The following is a 14671-nucleotide window of genomic DNA, read 5'->3' on the forward strand; positions in this document are numbered from 1 at the left end:
GCAAAGACATGGACGCTGCTGTCGCTGTCACCCATCCGCTCGACCCGCTGAGCCTCGCCGAAATTGCCGCCGCGGTGGCCGTGCTGAAGGCGGAAAAGTTCCTCGCCGAGACAGTCCGGTTTCCAATTATCCGGCTTGAGGAACCAACCAAGGCGGATCTCGCAGCCCATCGCACCGGCGACCCGCTTCCCCGCCTGGCCTTCCTTCTGGCGTTGGATATCAGCAACGGCGGAACCTTCGAGGGCATCGTCAATCTCACCTCGAGCAAGCTCGCGTCCTATGTACGGCTGCCCGTTGATGAAATGCCCTATGGCCAACCGCCGGTCATGCTCTGCGAATTCGAAACCGTCGAAGGCACGGTGAAGTCGGATCCGCGCTGGATTGCCGCCGTCAAGAAGCGCGGCATTACGGACGAGGATATTCCGCTCATCCAGATCGACCCTTTCTCGTCCGGCTATTTCGGCCGTGATTTTGAAAAGGGCAAACGCATTGTCCGTGCCGTGTCCTACTGGCGCGAAGACATTCGCGATAACGGCTACTCCCATCCGATCGAAGGTGTAGTTGCTGTCGTCGATCTGGTTTCCAATCAGGTGGTTGATCTCGTCGATGACGAGAAAATCATTCCGGTCCCGAAGACGAAGCACAATTACGGCCGCGAAACCTTCCCCGAAGTCCGGGCCGATCTAAAACCTCTGCATATCGTCCAGCCTGATGGCCCAAGCTTCACTGTAGATGGCTGGAGGGTTGAGTGGCAGAACTGGAGTTTCCGCATTGGCTTCACACCACGTGAGGGTCTTGTGCTGCACGAGCTCGGCATCAAAGATCAGGGCAAGCACCGGCCGGTGATCTTTCGTGCAAGCGTCACTGAAATGGTGGTGCCCTATGCCGACCCGACCGCCAACCATTACTGGAAGAGCGCCTTCGATGCCGGTGAATACGGTCTCGGCCGCCTTGCTAACTGCCTGGCGCTCGGCTGTGACTGCCTGGGGCATATCCACTATTTCGATGTGCCGGCAGCGGACGATTTCGGTCAGCCGTTCCTGATGAAGAATGCAATCTGCATGCATGAGGAGGATTACGGCATCCTTTGGAAGCATTACGAATTCCGCAACGGCATCTTCGAGGTGCGCCGCTCGCGCCGGCTCGTCATTTCGTTCTTCGCTACAGTCGGGAATTACGATTACGGATTCTACTGGTACCTCTATCAGGATGGTACGATCCAGTTGGAGGCCAAGCTGACAGGCATCATTCAGACCGCAGCCTTGGCACCAGGCGAGACCTATCAATGGGGCGGCATGGTCGATGACAATCTCGGAGGTCCGACCCACCAGCATTTTTTCAACGCGCGCCTCCACATGGATGTCGACGGCGGCGGCAACACCGTCACCGAACATGATTTCGTGGCCCGTCCCTGGGGCGACGATAATCCCTACGGCAATGTCTTCGACACCAAGACGCGCGTACTGAAGCGGGAACTCGACTCACCCGCCCTCGCCAATGGCGAAACCGGCCGTTACTGGAAGGTGCAGAACCCGAATTTAACAAACAGCGTCGGCAAGGCGCCCGGCTACAAGATTGTCATCATGCCGTCGCCGATCATGCTCGCCCAGCCGGAGTCAACCGTTGCTCAGCGCGGCGGCTTTGCCAAGAAACACATCTGGGTGACCGCTTTTGATGAGAAGGAGAAATATGCGAGCGGCGATTACCCGAACGTGCATGCCGGCGGCGACGGTCTGCCGGCCTATATCCAACAGAACCGCCCGATCGAGAACGCCGACATCGTTCTCTGGCATTCCTTTGGTCACACGCATGTCTGCAAGCCCGAGGATTTTCCGATCATGCCGACGGAATATGCGGGCTTTGCGCTAAAGCCGAACGGTTTCTTCGCCGCCAACATTGCGATGGACCTACCCGCCGACCAGAACGCGCGCAGCGTCGATAATCGCGAACAACTTGTTGCTAAAGACACCGGGATCGGCTCCTGCTGCCACGAGTAAAGTTCACAAATTGACTGGATGAAATTCGTCTATAATTCAATAGATGCAAAGAACCGCGCTGCGGAAGCGGCGGTAGTCAGAGGTTCTCTATTCCACTCAATTGCTTCGGCGATGAACCGAAGCTTCGCCCTTGCAAAAGAGCTCGGGCCATTCCGAGCGAGACGATTGTGCATGAGCTTGCCTGCAGCTGCCCGAACTGCGGAGGGATCGTCTTCAGCAAGATGGGCACGGACGGGCGCGGTCGGCCAGGCGCAAGCCTCCCAGGCCGGCGCTGTAACGTTAACAGAGAAGCGATGACAATGTGGGATCCGGTTCTATGACCAGAATTGCACGTGATCGTCTCTATCGTTGCCATCGGTTTCCGGCGGACGTGATTGCCCATGCAGTGTGGCTCTATTCCGCTCAGTGCAGATGGTCGAGGATATGCTGGCAGCGCGTGGCGTCATCGTCTGTCAACGGTCCGCGAGGCTCTTTGCTGAGAAATTCGGCAGACACTTTGCCAATGATATTCGGAAGCGATCGGCCGACAGGCTCGATGACAAATGGCACCTGGATGAGGTCGTCATCACCCTCACGGGCAAGAAGAACTGGCTCTGGCGCGCCGTCGAGGAGGACGGCATCGTCCTTGACGTCTGGTGCAAAGCCGCCGCAATGCCAAGGCCGCAAAGCGTTTGATCCGAAAGCTTCTGAAAGGGCAAGGCCGTTCGCCCCGCGCGATGATCACCGATAAGCTTCGATCCTACGGTGCAGCGAAGCGCCAGATCATGCCCGGCGTCGAGCATCGCTCGCACAAGGGGCTGAATAATCGGGCGGAAAACTCTCGTCAGCCGGTTCGACGCAGGGAAAGGATCATGAAGCGCTTCAAGTCAGCTCGGCAGGTTCAGCGCTTCGTTTCGATCCACGACCCGATCGCCAATCTCTTTCGAATTCCTCGCCGCGAAGTTCCCTGCGCCCACCATCGCGAACTGCGAGCAACCGCCCTGGCAGCGTGGCGTCAAATCGCGCCTATTCGTACCGCCTGAACCAAGCCGCCAATACAAATATTTACTGCGCGGCATTAAGTTCACGCTGCCGCCGTGTTGCTATCCATGCGATTCTCCAATGCCTGACAAGGCAGTGGAGAACCTTATGAACTTTCCAGCAACTGGAAGGTCAAGCGGAAAGTTCGGCAAATTTGGCGGGAGAAGCCTGCACAAAGACAAATGGCCTGCCGGAGGGCAGGCCATAGTCAACTGCAAGGATAATGGCAGATACTGAAATACTACTCGAAACAAATTCCGCATCTTGCCAGATTATAAAAGCACGACCGGGCGTTGATTACACTTCAGACAAAAGCGGTAAGTGGGCCTACCATTCGGTGAAGAGATCAGTTCTTGCGAGGCTGCTCTTGTTCGTCATCAGGCACATCATCAGCCTGGTGCACCAAGAGGATTCCCAGAGCCCTGGCGGATTCTCGGGGCAGGGCATAGTGCAGCCACCCAAAGCGCGGGTCACGAATGTGGAGAAGCGATTCTCCAAGCAACGCGTCGGGTTCCGAATACCAACGAGGATCGAGCACGGCATTGACCATCTGGCCGCCTTTCCAAGTCTCCTGGTGCGGCGGGGGCATCTCTGCCCTGATTTGACCGACACTGTCGATGAGCCTTGATAGCGAATCTGCGTCAAGTACGAACGCGACCGGTGGATCTGTCGGAAAGGTGATCGACAAGGTCTTGAGCTCGTCGTCGAGCTCCCACCGCGGCTCCTCGCTGTTGCTCATGCTCACCTCTTTTTAGCCGCACCAGGACGATGCAGTGTTGGACGAAGACAACGCAAACAAGGAAAAACCGACTACGATCGGTGATCAAAGCCAATGCAATCATCCGATTTAGGCTCAGCTAATATAGGCGCAACTTATCTTTGAAGGCACGTACACCCTTGGATGTAGTCACCTAACCCCGACGGTCGAGTTTGTCGGTCAATCGACAAAGACGCCGACGCTTGCTGCCCTGCCCATTGCGTCAATCACGGTGAGCTTTGAGTAGCCGCCGCCATCTGGCATCCACTGATTGGTGCGACGGCGGGAGATATCGGGCAAAGGCTTGCCGTTGGCGAGCCAGCGGAAGGGGGCTCGTCCGCCCTGCAGTTTCAGCGTCAGGGGCGAGAGATCGCCGCTCTTTGCCCCAAGCTCGACATGCGCACCCTCGGGCGGATAGACGATCTGCGGCGCCGGTTCGCGGCCGGAAGTTGCCAACAGGCCACTTGGATTGATGGCGAAGCGACGTTGGCTGATCGGCAGCTCGACCTGGGCGATCCGCATTGCTCCCAATGGCGGACGGGGGAGGGGCGTCGTCGCGATCCCTGATTTTGCAAAGCCTTCAAAGAGGATGGGGGCCGCAGTGCCGTAGCCCGTTAATCCCGGCACGGCGCCATTGTCGGGGCGGCCGACCCAGACCCCGAGCACGTAGCGTCCGTCATAACCGACGGACCAGGCATCGCGATAGCCGTAGCTGGTCCCCGTCTTGTAGGCGATCCCCCGTTTTGGCGCGCCGGCCGGCGGAAGGACGCCCGAGAGGATATCGGCGACATTCCAGACGGCCACCGGATCAAGCATGCCCTCGCCATTTATCTTGCCAGGCCGGTCGTTAACGCCATCGCCGATGCGCACAGGCTGGCCGCGGTTGGCGAGCGCGGTGTAGAGCTGGACCAGATCCTTCAGCGTGACGCCGAGGCCACCGAGACCGATTGCCAGGCCGGGTGTTTCGTTCGGGGGCAATAGCGGACGCACCTCGGCATGGCGAAAACGGATGAGCAGCTTTGCCGGATTGACGGCGTCGAGCAGCTTTACCGCCGGGACATTGAGGGACAATTGCAGCGCTTCGCGCACCGTGACATCGCCCTGATAGCTCATGTCGAAATTTCGCGGGCGGTAGCCAAAAAAATCAGCCGGTCGGTCCTCGATGATTGTTTCCTGGCTTACGAGACCTTCTTCGAACGCGAGGCCATAGATGAACGGTTTCAGCGTGGAACCCGGTGAGCGGCTGGCGCGTGTCATGTCGATCCAGCCCGAACGGCTGGCGTCGAAGTAGTCGGCCGAGCCAACCTCGCCGACAATGTCGCCCGTCTGTGCATCGGCCATAACCATGGCGATCGACAGCTTCGGGCCGAGTTTCAGGGCGGAGGCGCTCGCAACGGCTTCCAATCCTGCCTGCACCTGCTTCTTCAGGGTGGTCTGGTATTGGCGTGTCTTCGGATCCTTGCGGCGTGCTGCTTCGGCCACATGCGGTGCGAGCGCCGGAAGCTGCAGGCGTTGAGACGGCACCGGCACGATTTCTGCACGCTCGGCTTCTCCCGCACCGACAGCCTCGGCGACGGCGACACGTTCCAGGACACGTTTGCGCGCCGCCTCGGCGGCCGCCAAGTTACGGTCCGGGCGACGCTTTTCCGGCAACTGCGGCAGCGCCACAAGGAGGGCGGCTTCGGCGACCGTCAACCGCCGTGGTTCTTTCCCGAAATAGGCAAGGCTTGCCGCCCGTACGCCCTCGAGATTGCCGCCATAGGGCGCATGCGTCAGATAGAGATCGAGGATCTGCTCCTTGGACAGGCGTCTCTCAATCTGGATGGCGCGGGCCATCTGGAGAAGCTTCGCAGACAGCGAGCGGCCCTGGCGTGGCTCGATGAGCCGGGCGACCTGCATCGATAGGGTCGATGCGCCGGAGACGATGCGGCCATTGGTGACGAGTTGTACCGCGGCGCGTCCGATTGCCTGCACATCGACACCGGCATGGGTGTAGAACCGCCGGTCTTCGTAAGCGACAAGCATCTTGAGGAATTGCGGATCGACATCGGCCGAAAGGGTCTTCAGACGCCAGAGACCTTCGGGGGTTGCGAAGGCGCGCAGCAATTGACCATCCGCGTCGATCACTTCCGCAGAGACCGTGTCTGCCCTGTCGAGCGGCGGGGGATAGGCCCGGTCGGCGGCGTCGATCAAGACCAGCCCGACGCCGGCAAGGAGGATGCCGGCGACGCTTCCGATCGCGAGCTTCTTCTTCGCTTTCATTTCGGCGCTGCGGTGACCTCCATCTTGCCGGTCGCCGTACGCGCAGAAAGCTGCGGCCGATACATGTCCTCGACGACGGCTGCGGGATGATCATAGGTGCCGGGCGTGACCGCGCGTACGACATAGGCGACGTTGATTTCGCGATTGTCGTCCGCAGAGCGGTTGAACGCGGCCACGAAACGGTCGTTGCGGAATTCCGTATGGGCGGCGGTCACCTCGCCGATCCAGTCGAAATTCGTCAGTTGGGCGCTGTCAACAAGGCTTGGATTGTCGATCTGGAAGCCGGCCGGCAGCAGATCCGTGACGACGATGCGTGACGGCCAGTTGTTGCTTTCCGTGATGTGCAGGACGACAACATAGCGTTCGTTCTGCTTCGCCTCGGTGACATTCGCCTGCTCGCCGTCCATCGTGTAGTAGGTGCGCTCGATGGCAAAGCCATCGCCGCCTGCAGGCGGCGGCGCGACGGGAGCGGCCACCGTCGTGACGACAGCCGAGACGGGCTCGCCGGTCTGGTTGGTGAGCGTGAGTGCGTTGCCCATCAAGGCGTCGCCGGTCATCTTCGCCATATAGGCGCCGTTGTGCAGCGCGCCGTTGACGTCGATCTTGATCGAATCGTCGCCGCCCTGGATGGCACGCGCGGCAAGCAGCATCCAGGCCTGTTCCTGGGTGCTCGTATATTTGCTGCGGTTCCATTCCTTGGCGACAGCCTTCGCGAGTTCCGGCACCACGGGCGGGACGGGCCGGCTTTCGGCCGCCAGAGCAAGGATTGCAGCGCCATCCCGCAGGATCGAGCCATAGTCCGTTCTCGAAAAATTGACGCGCGTAACCATCGACTGTTCCGACATCTGCAAAGCGTCGACGAAGATGTTCTTCGAGCGGGTTGCATCGCCATAAAGCGCCAGCGCCGCGGCGATATGAGCCTTGGCAAGTGGCGTGGGGAAATCGTTGATCATCGTATCGGCATAGTAGCGAAGATCGCTGATTGCGGCTTTCTTGTTGCGGGCGAGAACATAAAGTGCATAGGCGATCTGGTCGCCCTGATCCTTGACATTGACGTCATAGCTCAGCGCGTTCTGAAGGTTCTCCAGCGCCTGCACAAAAGCGCGATCCGGTACGTCATATTTCTGTTCGCGCGCGCGCGTCAGGAAATCGGTGACATAGGAATCGAGCCAGAGATCGCCGCTATCAGGCCCCCAGAGGCCGAAGCTTCCGGCCGAGGCTTGATACGAAAGGACCCGGTAAATTGCGTCCTGAACGCGTTTCTTGACATCGGCGTCATCTTCAAGCCCGGTCTGCTTGGCAAGTTCGCTCAGATAAAGCAGCGGCAGGGCACGGCTCGTCGTCTGCTCGGCGCAGCCGAATGGGTAGCGGTCGAGCGACATCAGCAGAGCGGGAATGTCGAAGGCGGCCGAACGCGTGACGCTGACGCTGACGGAGGCGCCTGGCAGCACGCTGTCTGCCAACAACGCCTTGTCGACTGTCAGCTTGGTGGATGGATTGAGCGCCAGCACGCGGCGTTCGGTCATCGGCAGAACAGCTGGTCGCACGGTGACGTCCACGGTCTGATCCAGCGACAGGTCCGCTGCATCAGAGAGATTGATCGAAATGCTGCCATTGCCCGGCTGCTTGCCAGTGACGGCGAGTGTCAGGGCTGACTTCGCACCGGCCTCGAGATGGATCGTCTGCAAAGCCTCGTCAACGCCCACCGCGTCGCTGCCGGCAACGGTCAGTTTAAAGTCGCCTGCTGGCGCGTCGGTATTGGCAATATCGAGGCGAAGCTCGGACCTATCTCCGGGTGCGAGGAAGCGCGGCAGGCTAGCCGTTACGACGACCGGATCGCGAATGATGACATCCTTCATCGCATGGCCAACGCCGGCCTTGGACCAGGCAACTGCCATCACGCGAGCTGTGCCGTTAAACTGCGGAATGTCGAAGCTGACATTCGCCTTGCCCTCGGCATCAAGTTTCACGGGGCCGGAGAAGAAGGCAACCAGCTTTTGCGTCGGCGGGCTCCCCTGAAGTGCTACGGCACCTCCGTCACCACCCGTCCTGAGCTTACCGGTGGCGCCAAGCGAGCCGTCAATCAGCCGTCCGTAGAGGTCGCGGATCTCGAGACCGAGCTGGCGTTGGCCGAAATACCAGTCTTCGGGGTTCGGCGGCTCGTATCGCGTCAGATTGAGAATCCCAACGTCGACGGCAGCAACGGTCACATAGGCGTCCTCGTTGGCGCCCGCACCGGCAACGGCAAGGGTGATCGGCAGCGGAGCGCGCGGCAGCATCTTTTCTGGTGCGGCGATCGCAACCAGCAACGCACGCTCTGCCGGGTCGACCTTCAGCCATTTCACGCCAATGGCGCGCATCGGCATGTGGCTGTCCTGGGCGTCGCCGGGGCGGAACAATGTGGCGGTGACGTAAGCGCCGGCACCCCAATTTGAGGTGACCGGAATATCGACCTCGCCGCCATTCTCGCCAATTGACGCGTTCTGGACGGCGACGAGATTTTCCGTGCCGGCTGCGATCATCAATTCGCCCGCATAGCGCGACGAGACCTTCAGCTTTGCCGTCTCGCCGATCTTGTAGCTGTCCTTGTCCAGCGCGATCTCAAGCCCGTCAGGCGTCTCCGTCGATGTTGCCTGGACGAACCATCCTGCATCGAATTCCACACTTGAAGCAGGGCCGTCGGTCTCAGTGCTTTCGACTTCGAGGCGGTAGCGCCCCCAAGCAACGGGAGAGGATATCTTTGCTCCGTCGAGAGACGCATCGACATTGCCGTTTGCAACCTGCTCGGCGGTGTAGATCGGCTCATATTTCCAGGCCGTTCCGTCGCGATACCATTGGTAGTCGCGGTTCAGCTTGTAAAGCCTCCAGCGCAGACCGCTCATCGCCTGCTTCTCGCTGTCGGCGCCAACGCCGATGACGGTGAAGTTGGCGATCGAATTTTCGCCGAGGTCACCCGAGAATTCCGGCTTGATGCCGATCATCGGGCCCTGGTTCTTGACGGGAAGAACGAGCGAACGCTCGATGGCGCGACCGCCGGCTTCCTGCATCCGGATATAGACGGTGGCATTGAGAAGCTGCGTCGTTGCCGGTAGGTCGCCGACAGTCAGCTCGGTAATACCCTCGCCATTCTCGTCAAGCTCGGGGAGGCCTTCGATTGTCTGGCGTGTGTCTTCACTGGCCTCCTCGTCGGCGAGGCCGAAGAAGTAGCCGGGGAAGGCGTCTGCCTGGCGGGTCGGCTTGATCACGACATCGCCTTCGAGCGAGAGCCCCGCAGCCGGTGCGCCATAGAGATACTTGCCGCTGATGCTGATTGTCGCGGGTGTTTCCGGACCGATGACCTTCGCCTCGGTCTTGATCTCCATGTCCGTGCGATCGGGCACGAAGTCATCGACAAGGAAGGTTTTCGTCGCAATCGGCGAGCCCTTCGGGTCGGTGTGAATGTTGATCGTCCAGGTGCCGCGCATGGCGTTTTCCTGAACGGGCACGTCGATGGCATAGCCGCCGACATTGCTGGTCTGGCTGACGATCCGGCGCTCCTCGACGCCATCGGGGCGCAGGAAGATGAAGGTCAGCGGCAGGTTCTCGATGGCATTCCCATCTGTGTCGCGGGCAAGCGCTGCAGCATGCACAGTCTCGCCGGCGCGATAGATGCCGCGCTCTGTCCAGCTCAGGATATCGATGGCGCCGGGCGAAGCACGGCCAGTGACGCCGCGATCGGAGAGATCAAAGCCCGCGCGCGTCATATCGAGGAAGACGTAGTCGGCGTCACCTTTCCTGGCGGTGATAACAGCAGGCGTCAGGGCGGCCGTTGCACGCATCAGACCAGCCGTGAAAGTCGCCCGACCATGCTCATCCGTCGTTGCGGTTGCGAGCACTTCATTGTTTTTCGCCAGGAGCTGCAGCTCAACGCCAGCGATCGGCTTTGCCGAGGCGAGTGAGCGGGTGAACACGTTGAGGCCATCCGTCCCGGCATACGTCGTGATGCCGATATCGGAAACGACGAACCATTGCGTCGCCTGCGCATTCCAGTCCTGGTCCGGGGCGTTCGGTGCCGTTGCCGTCAACACATAGACACCGGGCTTGCGCTCGGGCAGTGCCTCATCCACCGGGAAGCTTGTGACGGCGTCCTTGTTGAGATCGTTGGCAACATCGATCGAGCCTTGCCAGACCAGTTCGCCGCTCTCGTCTTCGATCCGCTGTGCGCTGTAGCCGTCGAGCTGGGTCAGGAACTGCGAACTCGTCAACAGCGGTGCGATGCCACGATCACCGACGCGGTAGAGCTTGAGATTGGCCGACGTCATGTTGACGGAAACGATCGGGATCCCGCGTCGCGCCGTCGACGGCAGGACGAAGCTGTCACCAGTGAAGCGCACGCTGGCGGTGCGATCCTTGACGTAGATATCGAGGCTGACGGGGGCCTCGAGGACTTCGTCGACCGAAGAGGGCAGGCCGGTGCGGAAGGTGATCTTATAATTTTCGCCGTGGGTCAGCCCCTCGACGCAAACCTGCTTGTCCTTGGTTTCGAGCGCCTTGGGGGCAGCCCCGTTCAATGTCACGAAGGGCGTGTAATCCAGGGTCTTGACCAGGGTTTCGGAGAATGTCGCGCAGGCGCGCGGATTGGCACTGTCTGCATCGACTGTATGTTCGGTAATGCGGAAGCCTTCAGTCGATTTCAACTGCAGGAACGCGGCCTGGATCTCCCTTGAGTTCACCAGTGCCAGGCTCGCCTTGTAGGCGTTGAGGGCGGCGCGATAATTGGTGTTCTTGTCGAGCGCGGCAGCGAGCACCGAAAGCGCCTCGGCACGGCGCGAGGTTGTCCGCGTCAACTCATAGCCGTTCACTGCGGCCAGTACCGCCTGTCCGTAGATTTCGCTGCCGTTGTTGTCGTCGGTCTTGGCGAAGCTGTCGGCGGCGCGTGCCATTTCCAGCCAGAGATCGGCGTTGTCGGGGGAAAGAGCGAGCGCACTGCGGAAGGACTTTACAGCGTCGATGACATTGCCTGCCGTCAGGTCGAGGCGGCCGTTGGCGATCAGGCTGTCGGCGCTCTGGCCCTGTTGATCGTCGGCCACTTCAAGGTTGGCCTTGTCGTTGCGCGCCTGTTGGATGACATCGCCGGACAGGAAGCTGAGGCGGGGGGCGGGGCCGATATCCGGCTCCTGCTTTGCGGCGGTGGTCTCGACGATCTTGCCGGCGATGGCGCCCGGGAAGGCGTTCATCGTCTTGAAATCGGACTTCAGGAAGCACCACTTCACCTTCGGATTGTAGGTGAAGGCTTTGCAGGACTTGTCACCGATGCATGACGCCTTGCACTGATCGAGCGTAAGGTTCTGTTCGGTCCGCAGATCGAAGCCGAAGTAATCGGCGTCCTGGATCGTCTGGATCTCGCGTCTCGTGTCTGCCGCGAACGCGGGAAGGCTTGCGGTGATCGATGCGAGAGCAACGGCGGCAATGGTGAAAAACGCGCGTACAGACATAGGTCCCCCCAAGGTGCTGGCGCTGGTCCGGGGTGCACTCTCCGCACTCCACAACCGGTTGTCAACTCGGCCAAAGCGTTGTTTCGGAATGGGGCGCACGGTGCCGTTGCGCGCTCACATAGGCTTGAGGTGCCGGCCTTTGATTTGCTTGATTGAAGGTGCCAGAAAGGGTCAGCAGTGACGACGGAATGCTCAGTTCGAACCAAGTGCTTGAGCGACCAGCTCAAGGCACGCCAGATCACACTGCCCCCGCGCCACCGCTGGGCGTTTTCATTAGCCCAGAATTACGCTGTCAGACCACAGAAGGTGTTTCCGCCATAGTTTGTATCCTCCCCACTCATCCAATGAGCTAAGGCGACGTCCTGTTTTCGGCGAGCTACCCTAGCTTCGGCATCATTCTGGAGGGAGTGCTAGAAAATGGACGTTGCCGCAGCTCGCAATCTTTTCGTCAATGGCGATCGATCACTGTCAGCCCGCATCAGACTGAAGCGCTGGGAAATGATGCTCAAGCTCATGCCTGATCTCCCTCGCATGAAAATCCTCGACCTCGGCGGGACCAGAAACTGGTGGCTCAAAGCGCCATTCCAACCGCCTCAGGTTACAATCGTCAATCTGGACATCGACGAACAGGCGGGAAGACTTACTACGATTCGGGGCGATGCCTGCGAAGCTGATCGCCTGCTTACCGATCAGACTTTTGACTTGGTATTTTCAAACAGCCTGATCGAACATGTGGGTGGCCATCACGCATGGTCAAAGCTTGCCCATGTCGCCAGAAAGATGGCGCCGCGGTACCTTATCCAAACCCCCTATCGATATTTCCCGGTAGAGCCTCACTGGTTGTTGCCGGGAATGCAGTTCTTGCCCCTACCCTTGCGCTACAAGGCCGCAATATGGTGGCCGCTAGGCCACACTTGGGGCTGGCCAAAGCCCCAAACTCTCGACGAGGTATTGTCGACACAACTGCTCACAGCAACGGAGATGCGCCGGTACTTTCCGGACGCCGAGCTGCATTGGGAGAAGTTTTTCGGCCTTCCGAAATCAATGATCGTCGTGAGATAAGAACCGCTTCCTTCATACGATGATCCCCGCTGAGCGTGCCGCACGCCGTAAAGCGAAAGCGGTTGCTGCTTCTCGGGGGGTGAACTTGCATTGCGAGGGGTTGATTGTGAGCTGAAGATCGAGGAGCTCAAGCCGACATTCATGGGAGCCCGCCAGAGCGCAAGGCACGCCTTCTCCGCGCAATTTCCGCAGCGAACCCGCTTTCACCTTTGAGACAAACGGTTGATATCCCGGCAAAATCCATCGGATCTTACGTGCGCTGCGGCTTGCTGTTAACGATTTGTCAATGTTAACAGTGATTTGACCATGAACTATTTCGCTCCAACCCGGAACATATCGGCCCAAGCGCCGTTACCTCTTCGCCAACCTGCAGTTGGGCATATCCAGCGCGGTGAAAAGAGTAGAACAAGGGACGATACATGGACAGCGACGTCGAAAGCAAACCACGGACAAACCGGGTTGCCAGTCAAAGCGTCTTGATCGTTGAGGATGAGTTCCTCATTGCCATCGACCTTGAATCGACTGTCAAGGACATGGGGCTCGACGTGATCGGTCTTGCAACCGACAAGGAGCAAGCGCTGAGGCTGGCGCCGATGGCAGATATCGCGTTTGTCGATGTCAACTTGGCAGACGGGGCGACAGGCCCCGAAATCGGCAGGCGTCTCGTCGAGGAATTCGGCGTGACGGTAGTTTTCATGACCGGCAACCCGGAAGCGGTCGCCGGACGAGTTCAGGGGGCGCTGAGCATCGTCAGCAAGCCGACAACACCCGCGATCGTGCAACGCTCGCTAAGGCATGCGCTCGAGGCGCGTGCCGTGGCAGAACGGTAGTGCGCACTCACGCAGCCTGAACGTCCAACTGATCCACCGCGGCAATCACGCCCCTGAGCTCCGCCAATCCTTTGAGCCGGCCGATGCAGGAATAGCCTGGATTGACCTTCTTCGCCTGGTCATCGATCAAAAGGTGGCCATGGTCGGGGCGCATCGGAATGACACTGTCTGCTCTGCCGACAGCGGCCCGGCGGCGCTCCTCTCGGCGCAGCACCGAGATCAGCGAGACCATGTTGACGTCTCCACCGAGGTGTTCGGATTCGATGAAGGAGCCATCCGGTTCCTTCGTAACATTTCGCAGGTGCGCGAAGTGGATGCGCTCGGCAAAACGGCTCGCCATACCGACGACGTCGTTTCCGTGGCGTGAGCCGTAGGAGCCGGCGCAAAGGGTTATACCGTTGGCAGTGTGATTGACTGCTGAGAGGATGGTCTCGATGTCCTCGGACTTTGATACGACGCGCGGCAGCCCAAACAGCGAGAACGGCGGATCGTCCGGGTGAATTGCCAGGCGCACGTTGTTTTCGGCCGCCACCGGCACGACCTCTTTCAGAAACTCGACCAGATTGCTGCGCATATCGGCCTCCGAGAGATCGTCGAACGCTGCAATATGCGTGCGAATGGTTTCGCGCGTGTGGCTGTCCTCGCCGCCGGGTAGACCCGCGATAATATTCCTTTCGAGGGTTTCCACAGTCTCCTCGCTCATACCTGCCAGTCGCTCACGCGCCGCCTCGACGAGCGTGGTCTTGTAGCTTTCCTCGGCTGCAGCACGCTTCAAAACAAAGACGTCGTAGGCAATAAAGTCGATCATGTCGAAGCGAAGCGCCAAGCCGCCGACGGGGGTCGGGTAGAGAAGGTTTGTGCGCGTCCAGTCCACGACGGGCATGAAATTGTAGCAGACCACCGGCACGCCGCCTTTGCCGAGATTGGCAAGGCTCTGCTTCCACGCGTCGACATAACGGCGCCAGTTTTCGTTTCGCAGTTTGATAGCCGAATTGACAGGGATGGACTCGCAGACCGACCAGACCATACCGGCATTTTTTACGAGCGCCATGCGTTCGGCGACGTCGTCGGAGCTCCAGACCCGGCCGTCATAGATGTGGTGGAGGGCGGTTACAATGCCACGCGCGCCGGCCTGACGAGCATGGGACAATGTGACCGGATCCTGTGGTCCAAACCAGCGCCAACTCTCCAACATTGCAACACCTTCCTAAAATGTTGGACAATTAAGCGCATTTTTCGGGATTAACGCAAGCCAAAAGCGAGCGTTGC

The 14671-nt window shown here is 59.7% G+C and carries 7 protein-coding genes and 1 pseudogene; 4 read left to right on the forward strand and 4 right to left on the reverse strand.

Annotation, left to right across the window (positions count from 1 at the left end):
- Positions 1-8: 8 nt before the first annotated feature.
- Together FHT71_RS14915 and FHT71_RS14920 are read left to right on the forward strand one after the other, a co-directional pair.
- Positions 9-1997 carry a primary-amine oxidase gene (locus FHT71_RS14915; protein ID WP_183720579.1) on the forward strand — a complete coding sequence of 663 codons (1989 nt, stop codon included), beginning with the start codon at positions 9-11 and terminating at the stop codon, positions 1995-1997.
- A 316-nt stretch (positions 1998-2313) separates the two neighbouring features.
- Positions 2314-3019 (forward strand): annotated as a pseudogene (locus FHT71_RS14920) (IS6 family transposase).
- A 344-nt stretch (positions 3020-3363) separates the two neighbouring features.
- Here the strand turns inward: FHT71_RS14920 and FHT71_RS14925 are convergent.
- The 3 genes from FHT71_RS14925 to FHT71_RS14935 form a co-directional block, all read right to left on the reverse strand.
- On the reverse strand, positions 3364-3756 hold the full coding sequence (locus FHT71_RS14925; protein ID WP_132590306.1) for a hypothetical protein: 393 nt from the start codon (positions 3754-3756) through the stop codon (positions 3364-3366).
- 198 nt (positions 3757-3954) lie between these two features.
- Positions 3955-6036 carry a penicillin-binding protein 1C gene (gene pbpC / locus FHT71_RS14930; protein WP_183720582.1) on the reverse strand — a complete coding sequence of 694 codons (2082 nt, stop codon included), beginning with the start codon at positions 6034-6036 and terminating at the stop codon, positions 3955-3957.
- Entirely contained in the window at positions 6033-11510 is a 5478-nt protein-coding gene (locus FHT71_RS14935) for an alpha-2-macroglobulin family protein (protein WP_183720585.1), read from the reverse strand. The genes pbpC and FHT71_RS14935 overlap by 4 nt, the downstream gene beginning before the upstream one ends.
- A gap of 417 nt (positions 11511-11927) precedes the next feature.
- Here FHT71_RS14935 and FHT71_RS14940 point away from each other — a divergent pair, with 417 nt between their 5' ends.
- Entirely contained in the window at positions 11928-12572 is a 645-nt protein-coding gene (locus FHT71_RS14940; RefSeq protein WP_183720588.1) for a class I SAM-dependent methyltransferase, read from the forward strand.
- A gap of 419 nt (positions 12573-12991) precedes the next feature.
- A complete protein-coding gene (locus FHT71_RS14945) occupies positions 12992-13402 on the forward strand; it encodes a response regulator (protein WP_132590300.1) in 411 nt (136 codons plus the stop codon).
- Between the two features lie 7 nt (positions 13403-13409).
- Here the strand turns inward: FHT71_RS14945 and uxuA are convergent, their stop codons facing one another.
- Complete coding sequence (uxuA, locus tag FHT71_RS14950) at positions 13410-14597, reverse strand: mannonate dehydratase (protein WP_183720591.1); 1188 nt, start codon at positions 14595-14597, stop codon at positions 13410-13412.
- Positions 14598-14671: the final 74 nt, after the last annotated feature.

This window comes from Rhizobium sp. BK060 (genome assembly GCF_014193145.1).
GTDB lineage: Bacteria > Pseudomonadota > Alphaproteobacteria > Rhizobiales > Rhizobiaceae > Rhizobium.